Below are 8849 nucleotides of genomic sequence, written 5' to 3'. Positions count from 1 at the left end.
GTCCGCATGCTGCGCGCCGTGACCGAGGGGGATCCGGCGCCCTCGGCGATCGCCCGTGCCGTGCGCGACGGCGGGCGCGGCATCCCCGGGTTCGGCCAGGCGCTGTATGCCGGCGGAGACATGCGGGCTGCCGTTCTGCTGGAGCTGCTGCGGGAGGCGCCCGGCAGCGCCGACGTCATGGCGGCGGTCGACGCGGTCGCCGGTGAAGTGGCGCGTCGCGCCGACGCACGACCGAACCTCGACCTGGCGCTGGCCGCGCTCGTGCTCTGGGCGCAGATGCCCGAGGATGCCGGCGCCGTCGTCTTCGCGGTCGGCCGCATCGCCGGCTGGATCACCCACGCGATCGACGAGTACGACGAGCGCCCGATGCGCCTGCGGCCCCGGGGCCGCTACGTGGGTCCTGCCCCGGAGTGAATCCGGCGCATCCACGCGACGACCCGAGGGACGAGGTCGGCGGCGATCTCGGCCGGCGGGCGCTTCTGGCCCTTGACCTCGAAGGAGTGGCCGCCGCCCTCGATCCACGCGATCTCGGCCCGGCGGCACGTGGCGACCGCCGCGTCCAGCTGGTCATGGGGATCGATGAAGGGATCGTTGGTGCCCTCGACGAACAGCTGCGGCTGCGGCACATCCGGCAGGTGCGCCGTGCGGGCTTTGTCGGGGCTCCCCGGCGGATGGAGCGGGTAACCGAGGTAGACCAGCCCCGACGGATCGATCACGCCTTCCGCAGCGGCCATCGACGCCATGCGCCCGCCGTACGACTTGCCCATCGCGAAGACCGGTGCCCCATCCGCGCTCTTCACCAGAGCGTCGTGCACTGCCGCCCACGTTGCGACGGCGTGAGCCGCGGGACCCGGCATCCGTCGTCCCGCTTCGACGTAGGGGAAGTTGAAGCGCAGCGTGGCGACGCCTTCGCGCGCGAGCGCGTCGGCGAACCCGGTCAGGAACGGATGCCGGTAGCCGGCGCCGGCACCGTGCGCGAGGCCGGCGAACGCCCAGGGCGCCGCCGGCGCCACGAGGTCGATCGAGACGTCGGCGCTTGCGTTCGGGAGCGCGACGGCGATCCGCGAGGAATCCCCGCCTGCGCTCATGCGCGTTCGCTGTCGCCGGCGCGCGATTCCTTCGATGCGTCGACGGAATCCCGCTCGGAGCCGTCTGCCGGTTCTGCGGGGGCGCCGTCCGCATCCGCGGCATCCGCCGGCGCGCCGGAGGAGTCCGCATCCGCGGCATCCGCCGGCGCACCGGAGGCCTCCGCCGGTTCACCGGCGAGGGCGTCTGCGGCGGGCTGCTCGGGCACCGACGGCTGCGGCTCCTGCCGCGCGGCATCCGTGTTCGGCACGACCCGCTCGCCGTACCGCGGCGGCTCCGCGGCCACCGCCGCGGGAGCGGGCGCAGCAGGCACGGCGGGCGACGTCGGAGCGGCTGACGCCGCAGGCGCGGCCGGCGTCACTCCGGTCTGGGGGCCGAGCACCTGACGTGCGCGATGCACGCTGTTGTCGGTCACGGTGACCTCGTAGTGGTCGGCGACGACCTGCATCACCGACGCGTAGTCGCGGCGGCGGCGCACGAACGAGTACGTGACGATGCTCAGCAGCATGCCGATCGCGATGCCCACGAACAGCACCCCGACGAAGGCCTGGATGGGCACGGACGGGGATCCGATCACCAGGATCGCGGAGAACAGCAGTCCGAGGAGGAGCCCATTCACGGCACCGGAACGCGCCGCCGACGCGTAGCCGAGGCGACCCGTGATCCGCTCGATCGAACGGAGCCCCTGACCCACGATCGCGATGTCGCGCGCCGGGATGTCGGCCGCGATCAGCGACGACACCGCCTTCTGCGCAGCCTCGTACGTCGGGAAGCTCGCCACGGTCTGGCCGACCGCGTCGGAACCCTGCGGAGAGCGCCCTCCCATCATGGTCATCTCCCCATCCTCCCATGGCACGCGGACTACGCTGGGACGTGTGAGCACGCAGAGGGTTTTCGTCGCGCGCCTTTCCGGGTGCTCGGTCTTCGACCCCGCCGGCGACCGTCTCGGCAAGGTCCGCGACGTCGTCGTCATCTATCGAAAAGATGATCCGCCCCGCGTGATCGGGCTCGTCGTGGAGATCCCCGGGCGTCGCCATGTCTTCGTCTCGATCGGACGCGTCACCTCCATCGCCACCGGCCAGGTCATCACCACCGGCCTCATCAACGTGCGCCGCTTCCAGCAGCGCGGCGGCGAGGTGCGCGTGATGGCCGAGATGCTCGGCCGCAAGGTGTTCTTCGCCGACGGCTCCGGCACGGCCGTGATCGAAGACGTCGCCATCGAGCGCAACCGCCTGGGCGAGTGGGATGTCGGACAGCTCTTCCTGCGCAAGCCGAAGACGAGCGCCTCGCCCTTCGCCAAGGGGCCGACGACTTTCGCCAACTGGGACGCGGTGCGCGAGAGCCAGGTGCCTGGCGAGGCCCAGTCGGCCGAACAGCTGGTCGCGACCTACTCCGAGCTGCGCCCCGCCGACCTGGCGAACACGCTGCTCGACCTCCCCGAGGATCGGCTTCTCGAGGTCGTCGAAGAGCTCCCCGACGATCGGCTCGCCGACGCGCTGGAAGAGATGCCCGAGGACGAGCAGGTGCACATCCTCGAGGCGCTCGACGACGAGCGCGCCGCCGACATCCTCGATGCCATGGAACCCGATGATGCCGCCGACGTGCTGGGCCAGCTGCCCGAGGACCAGCGCGAGGAGCTGCTGGATCTCATGCAGCCCGAGGAGGCGGAGGACGTCCGCGCGCTGCTGAAGTACGCCTCCGACACCGCGGGCGGTCTCATGACGAGCGAGCCGATCGTGCTGTCCGCCGACGCGACCATCGCCGAGGCACTCGCCCTCATCCGGCGCCACGAGCTGCACCCTGCACTGGCGGCCGCGGTCTTCGTCACGCTGCCGCCCTACGAGACGCCGACGGGCAGGCTCTTGGGCACCGTGCACTTCCAGCGGATGCTGCGCTACCCGCCGCACGAGCGCCTCGGTGCGATCATCGACGACACGCTCGACCCCGTGCCCGCCACCGCATCGGCTACCGAGGTGGCCCGGCTCCTCGCGTCGTACAACCTCGTCTCGCTTCCCGTCGTGGATCCCGCTCACCGGCTGGTCGGCGCGGTCAGCGTCGACGACGTGCTCGACTACCTGCTGCCCGAGGACTGGCGATCTCACGATGCGGAGGATGACGAACGACGCCCGGCGTCCGAGTCCGTGCCGACGACCACAGCGAGCACGCTGACCTTCGGCACGCGCAAGAGCACCGGCAGGAGGCGCTGATGGCCCGCAGCAACCGCCAGCCGTCACTCGACGCGCCCCGCGGCCGCTCGGGCATGCTGCAGCGCAGCCCGCAGCCGTCGAGCGACAGGTTCGGGCGCTTCTCCGAGGCGTTCGCCCGCGCGATGGGCACGTCGGGCTTCCTCATCGGCATGACCGTCTTCGTGGCCCTGTGGCTGGCGTGGAACATCTTCATGCCCCCGCAGCTGCAGTTCGACCCGGCCGCGACGAACTTCACGCTGCTGACGCTGATCCTGTCCCTGCAGGCGTCGTATGCGGCGCCCCTGATCCTGTTGGCGCAGAATCGGCAGGACGACCGCGACCGGGTTCAGATCGAGCAGGACCGTCAGCGCGCCGAGCGCAACCTCGCCGACACGGAGTACCTCGCACGCGAGGTGGTTGCGCTGCGCATGGCTGTCAACGACTTCGCCGACCAGGTCGTGACACGCGAGGTGCTCCGCACCGAGCTACGCGCCCTGCTCGAGAAGCTCGACAACAGCCCCGAGGTCGACGAGGGCGCCACGAGATGAGCGTCTCCACGGACGCGGACGCCGTCCGCACCGCCGTCGGCGCTGTCTCGGATCCGGAGCTGCGCCGTCCGATCGGCGAGCTCGACATGGTCCGCGATATCTCCGTGGAGGACGGCGTCGCGCACGTCGCGATCGCCCTGACCATCGTCGGGTGCCCAGCTGCCGAGCGCATCGCCTCGGATGTGCGCGCGGCCGCGGCATCCGTTCCGGGCATCACGGATGTCGCCCTCGACGTGGGCGTGATGACCCCGGCCGAGCGGCACGCGCTCACCGAGCGTCTCCGCGGCGGCCGTGCCCGGGAGATGCCGTTCGGCCCCGGTACGCTCACGCGTGTCATCGCGGTCACCAGCGGCAAGGGCGGTGTCGGCAAGTCCACTGTGACCGCGAACCTCGCCGTCGCGCTCGCTGAGCGTGGCCTGGCCGTCGGGCTGGTCGACGCCGACGTGCACGGCTTCTCGATCCCCGGTCAGCTGGGTCTCGTGGCGGCCGACGGCAGCGTGCCGCAGCCCACGCGCGTCGACGACCTCATGCTGCCGCCCGTCGCGCACGGCGTGAAGGTGATCTCGATCGGGATGTTCCTGCGCGGGCGGGACGGTGACAGCCCGGTCGGCGCCGTCGCGTGGCGCGGGCCGATGCTGCACCGCACGGTGGTGCAGTTCCTCACCGATGTGTACTTCGGCGATCTCGATGTGCTCCTGCTCGACATGCCGCCGGGCACCGGCGACGTCGCGATCTCGGTCGGCCAGCTGCTGCCCAACGCCGAGGTGCTCGTCGTGACCACGCCGCAGACCGCCGCCTCGGATGTCGCTGTGCGGAGCGGCCTGGTGGCGCGTCAGACGGGCCAGCGGGTCATCGGCGTGATCGAGAACATGTCAGCCCTGACTCTCCCCGACGGCACGACGCTCGATCTTTTCGGCGCCGGAGGCGGCGCCGCGGTCGCCACGGCGCTGTCTCAGCCCGATGCAGAGGTTGCGCTCCTCGGCTCGGTGCCGCTCAGCCCGACGCTGCGGGCGGACGCGGATGCCGGCATCCCGGCCGTCCTTGCACACCCCGATGATCCCGCGTCCGAGGTCATCGCCCGCATCGCCACAGAACTGGCGCGCACGCCGCGGGGTCTGTCAGGACGCTCGCTCCCGTTCCGTCCGCGGTGACACCCGCACGGCGTCAGGTCGCCTCTGTGTCGTAGGGCGTCGGCCCGCCTGCCGGACCGCGGAAGGGCGACGCCACCGGTGTGGTCGGGGGCGTCGGTGCGGGTGCGGCCTGCGCTGCGGCGGCGACACCGGCAACCGGCGCATCGTCCAGCAGAGCCTCGCGGATGATGCGCCGGGGGTCGTACTGGCGCGGATCGAGAGTGCGCCAGTCGACGTCGTCGAAGTCCTCGCCCATCTCGTCGCGCACACGCGTGCGCGCGGTTGTCACCCACTCCCGCGCCCGCTTCGTCAGTCCCGCGAGGGACTCCGCATACCGCGGCAGACGCTCGGGTCCGAGGATGAGTGCCGCGACGAGTCCGATCAGCAGAAGCTTCTCGATCGTGAGGCCGAAGATCATGCCTTCAGATTACCGCCGTGCCTGAGCGGTCAGCGCCGCGGGGCCGCGTAGGCTGGCGAACGGAGGGATGCCGATGGGAGAGCAGAACGCGAACCAGCGGTTCGTCGATGAGGCGACGAGCGAGCCGGAGCACATCGCGCGAGCTCGGGCGCACGCGCTCGAACTCGGCGCCGCGCCGATCAGCCCCGCAATCGGCGCGCAGTGCGCGGTCATCGCCGCCGCGTCCCAGGCGCTCAACATCGTCGAGATCGGCACGGGCGCGGGGGTCTCCGGTCTCTGGCTGCTGCACGGTTCGCCCCGTGCCACCCTCACCACCATCGACAAGGAGCCGGAGCACCTCGGCGCCGCGCGTCAGGCCTTCGCCGAGGCGCGGATCCCTCCGGCCCGCGCACGATTCATCACCGGCCGCGCCGCAGAGGTGCTGCCCCGCATGAACGAGGCGTCCTACGACATCGTGCTCGTGGACGCCGATCCCGATGGCGTGATCGAGTACGTGGAGCACGGCCTTCGCCTGGTGCGCGCCGGTGGCACCGTGCTGGTCCCCCGCGTCCTCGCCGGCGGCGGCGTCGCCGACCCGGTCCGCCGGGACCCGGTGACCACCGCCTACCGCTCGCTCATCCAGGAGACACAGGCATCGCCCGCCGTGATCGGAGCGCTGTCGATCACGGGCGAGGGGCTGCTGCAGCTCACCACCATCGCCCTCACCTGACATCTCGGCAGGAACGCGAATGGCCGGTCCCGTCGGGACCGGCCATTCGCGCAACGTGCCACTACGCGGCGTTGACGACGCCACCCAGTACGTCGTAGAGCTCCTTGGCCTCAGCGTCGTTCACCGAGACGACCAGGCGACCGCCTCCTTCGAGCGGCACGCGCACGATGATGAGTCGACCCTCCTTCACGGCCTCCATCGGCCCGTCTCCGGTTCTCGGCTTCATGGCTGCCATTGCGGCTCCTTTTCATCGATGGTCTGCAGGTCAAGTTTATCGTGAGGGCACGGGCCCCGGGCACGCCTGGGGAAAGCGGCATCCGTCATGTCGCGTCATGGCACCTGCCAGGTGCTGTTGCCGAGTGCGTACATGTTGTAGATCCACCACCACTGCCCGATCAGGCACACCAGGAGCACCCCGACGCGCCAGACGCGCGACCGCGGCACGGCGAAGGCGCCCCACAACGGGGAGAGCGGCACGAGCAGCCGGAAGATGCTCGACTGCGGGAAGAACACCAGCAGCAGGTACACGAGATAGCTCGCGCTCCACAGCCGGATCTCGACGCCCAGCCGGCGCACCTGCGGCAGGAAGGCGAGGGCAGCGCCCATCAGCAGCACGCCGGCGCCGGCGAGGGCGTAGCCGAGGACGAGAGGCAGGCGCCAGATCGTCTCGAACCAGAACGACACCCCGGCGAAGAAGGGCTCGAAGGGTACGAAGGACGGGTCTCCCGGCACCCAGTTGCGACGCCAGGCGAGCTCGGTCGCGAGGTAGGCGTCAGGTTCACCGGTCACCCAGCCGGCGATGAACTGCCACGCGAAGCCTGCGACGGCGGCGAGCAGGCCCAGCGCGATGATGTGGGTGATCTCGGCGCCGCGCAGGGGTTCCCTCGTCCTGTGGAACCACCTCCAGATGCCGAAGAGCGCCAGGAACAGCGAGAACGCCAGCACGCCGGGGCGCGTGAACGCCATCAGCGGAATGAGCAGATACAGCCAGCCGTAACGACGCCGCACCACGCACCAGAGCGCGCAGAACAGCCAGAAGAGGTTGAGCGACTCGGCATAGCCGATCTGGAACAGCGCCGCGATCGGCCCGCTGGCGAAGAACGCCACCGCCCACAGCGTCGCCACCTCATCGAGGCGGATCCGCAGCAGACTGTAGAGGGCGAGGGATGCGCCGTACCCCGCGATGAGCGACACGATCACGGCGCCCGTCCCCCACTGCCCGCCGAACGGCAAGGCGACCGCCTGCGCGAGGTAGGGGTACAGCGGGAGGAACGCCCATGCGTTCTCGGCCACCTGCCCGGAATCGGTCAGCGGGAGCGAGCTCGGGTAGCCCGAGATCGCCACCAGCCAGTACCACGTGCCATCCCACGCGACGACAGTGTCTCCGAGACCCGCATCCGCACCCATCCGGCTCTGGAAACCTGACAGCTCGGCCGCGAGGAACAGGAAGAGCGTGGTGATCAGGCGCGCGCCCAGGTAGATCGCCGCCACCCGCAGGGCGATGCGGCCCCTCGAGCGCCGGGGGGCGGGATCGGCGGTCAGCTGGTCGCCAGCCACGCCCGCAGGCCCTGCTCGACCGCCTCGATCTGAGCCACCGGCACCCGCTCCTCATCGTGGTGGGCGAGGTGCGGGTCTCCTGGGCCATAGTTCACGGCCGGCACGCCCAGCGCGCTGAAGCGGGCCACATCGGTCCATCCGTACTTCGGACGCGGTTCGGCGCCGACCGCGGCGAGGAACTCCTGCGCCAGCGGAGCGTCGAGGCCGGGTCGCGCGCCGGCCGCCACATCGACGACGTCGACCTCGAAGCCGGAGAACACCTCGCGCACGTGCGCCTCGGCCTCAGCCGCATCGCGGCTCGGAGCGAAGCGGTAGTTGACCTCCACCTCGCAGAGGTCGGGGATCACGTTGCCTGCGACGCCGCCGCTGATGCGGACGGCATTGAGGCCCTCACGGTACACGAGACCCTCGACCGCGACATCGCGCGGCGCGTACTCGGCGAGCCGGTCGAGGACGGGCGCCGCCTTGTGGATCGCGTTCTCGCCGATCCATGCCCGCGCGCTGTGGGCGCGAACGCCGTGCGTGCGCACGATCGCACGGAGGTTGCCGTTGCACCCGCCCTCCACCTCGCCGTTCGACGGTTCGCCGAGGATCGCGAAGTCGCCGGCGAAGAGGTCGGGGCGCGTGCGCGCCAATCGGGTGAGCCCGTTGAGGTCGGCGTCGACCTCTTCGTGGTCATACCACATCCAGGTGATGTCGACGCGGGGAGCGATCAGCTCGGCGGCGAGCTTGAGCTGGACAGCGACGCCCGCCTTCATGTCGACGGTGCCACGGCCCCAGATGAAGGGCTGCCCCTCGATCTCGACGTCCTTCGTCGGGACGTTGCGGTTGATCGGGACGGTGTCGATGTGCCCGGCGATCACGACGCGCTGCGCGCGACCGAGGTTCGTGCGGGCGACGATCGTGTCGCCGTCGCGGTACACCTCGAGGTGATCGAGTGCCGAGATCTCCGCGAAGATCGCATCGGCGAGGAGTTTCTCCTCGCCCGATTCGCTCGGAGTGTCGCAGATGATGCGAGTGAGTTCAGCAGAGGAAAGCGACAGATCGAGCGCGGGCATCCCCCGAGTCTACCGAGGCGCATGATGCCCTTAACGCGCAATGGCCACCCCATCAGGGGTGGCCATTGCGTGAATGGGTGTCCGGCGGTGTCCTACTCTCCCACAGGGTCCCCCCTGCAGTACCATCGGCGCTGAGAGGCTTAGCTTCCGGGTTCGG

The 8849-nt window shown here is 70.6% G+C and carries 11 protein-coding genes and 1 rRNA gene; 5 read left to right on the top strand and 7 right to left on the bottom strand.

Annotated features, from left to right (window positions below; genetic code table 11):
* The coding region (locus tag ACI3KX_RS21270) for a citrate/2-methylcitrate synthase (protein WP_404910992.1) at nt 1–414 on the top strand (414 nt) is incomplete at its 5' end.
* On the opposite strand, the gene ACI3KX_RS21265 is transcribed toward ACI3KX_RS21270, so the two are convergent.
* Nucleotides 390–1088, bottom strand: coding sequence for an alpha/beta family hydrolase (locus ACI3KX_RS21265; RefSeq protein WP_404910991.1), 699 nt, complete (start codon nt 1086–1088; stop codon nt 390–392). The genes ACI3KX_RS21270 and ACI3KX_RS21265 overlap by 25 nt on opposite strands.
* The gene (locus ACI3KX_RS21260; RefSeq protein ID WP_404910990.1) at nt 1085–1921 is read right to left on the bottom strand and encodes a general stress protein; all 837 of its coding nucleotides are present in this window, start codon (nt 1919–1921) and stop codon (nt 1085–1087) included. The genes ACI3KX_RS21265 and ACI3KX_RS21260 overlap by 4 nt, the downstream gene beginning before the upstream one ends.
* A gap of 40 nt (nt 1922–1961) precedes the next feature.
* Between ACI3KX_RS21260 and ACI3KX_RS21255 the strand changes: the two genes are divergently transcribed.
* The 3 genes from ACI3KX_RS21255 to ACI3KX_RS21245 are packed head-to-tail and all read left to right on the top strand — an operon-like array spanning nt 1962 to nt 4971.
* Nucleotides 1962–3293, top strand: a complete 1332-nt coding sequence (locus ACI3KX_RS21255) for a magnesium transporter (protein WP_404910989.1) — start codon at nt 1962–1964, stop codon at nt 3291–3293.
* A complete protein-coding gene (locus tag ACI3KX_RS21250) occupies nt 3293–3820 on the top strand; it encodes a DUF1003 domain-containing protein (protein WP_363357063.1) in 528 nt (175 codons plus the stop codon). The genes ACI3KX_RS21255 and ACI3KX_RS21250 overlap by 1 nt, the downstream gene beginning before the upstream one ends.
* Nucleotides 3817–4971 carry an Mrp/NBP35 family ATP-binding protein gene (locus ACI3KX_RS21245; RefSeq protein WP_404910988.1) on the top strand — a complete coding sequence of 385 codons (1155 nt, stop codon included), beginning with the start codon at nt 3817–3819 and terminating at the stop codon, nt 4969–4971. Before ACI3KX_RS21250 ends, ACI3KX_RS21245 begins: the two co-directional genes overlap by 4 nt.
* 13 nt (nt 4972–4984) lie before the next feature.
* Here ACI3KX_RS21245 and ACI3KX_RS21240 read toward each other — a convergent pair whose 3' ends face one another.
* A complete protein-coding gene (locus ACI3KX_RS21240; RefSeq protein WP_349427109.1) occupies nt 4985–5368 on the bottom strand; it encodes a Sec-independent protein translocase TatB in 384 nt (127 codons plus the stop codon).
* 73 nt (nt 5369–5441) lie between these two features.
* Between ACI3KX_RS21240 and ACI3KX_RS21235 the strand changes: the two genes are divergently transcribed.
* The gene (locus tag ACI3KX_RS21235; RefSeq protein WP_349427108.1) at nt 5442–6077 is read left to right on the top strand and encodes a class I SAM-dependent methyltransferase; all 636 of its coding nucleotides are present in this window, start codon (nt 5442–5444) and stop codon (nt 6075–6077) included.
* Between the two features lie 61 nt (nt 6078–6138).
* On the opposite strand, the gene ACI3KX_RS21230 is transcribed toward ACI3KX_RS21235, so the two are convergent.
* The 4 genes from ACI3KX_RS21230 to rrf form a co-directional block, all read right to left on the bottom strand.
* Nucleotides 6139–6312: a DUF3117 domain-containing protein gene (locus ACI3KX_RS21230; RefSeq protein ID WP_019179788.1), complete on the bottom strand. Its 174-nt coding sequence runs from the start codon at nt 6310–6312 to the stop codon at nt 6139–6141.
* Between the two features lie 95 nt (nt 6313–6407).
* Nucleotides 6408–7634, bottom strand: a complete 1227-nt coding sequence (locus ACI3KX_RS21225; RefSeq protein ID WP_404910987.1) for a hypothetical protein — start codon at nt 7632–7634, stop codon at nt 6408–6410.
* Nucleotides 7616–8692 (bottom strand): succinyl-diaminopimelate desuccinylase, encoded by a 1077-nt coding sequence (gene dapE, locus ACI3KX_RS21220; protein WP_404910986.1) that lies wholly within the window; start codon nt 8690–8692, stop codon nt 7616–7618. The genes ACI3KX_RS21225 and dapE overlap by 19 nt, the downstream gene beginning before the upstream one ends.
* Nucleotides 8693–8771: 79 nt before the next feature.
* Nucleotides 8772–8849 (bottom strand): 5S ribosomal RNA (rrf, locus tag ACI3KX_RS21215); the annotation flags it as partial.

It is taken from the genome of Microbacterium sp. ZW CA_36 (assembly GCF_044987475.1).
Classification (GTDB): Bacteria; Actinomycetota; Actinomycetes; order Actinomycetales; family Microbacteriaceae; genus Microbacterium.
This window is presented reverse-complemented; position numbering and strand designations above follow the sequence as displayed.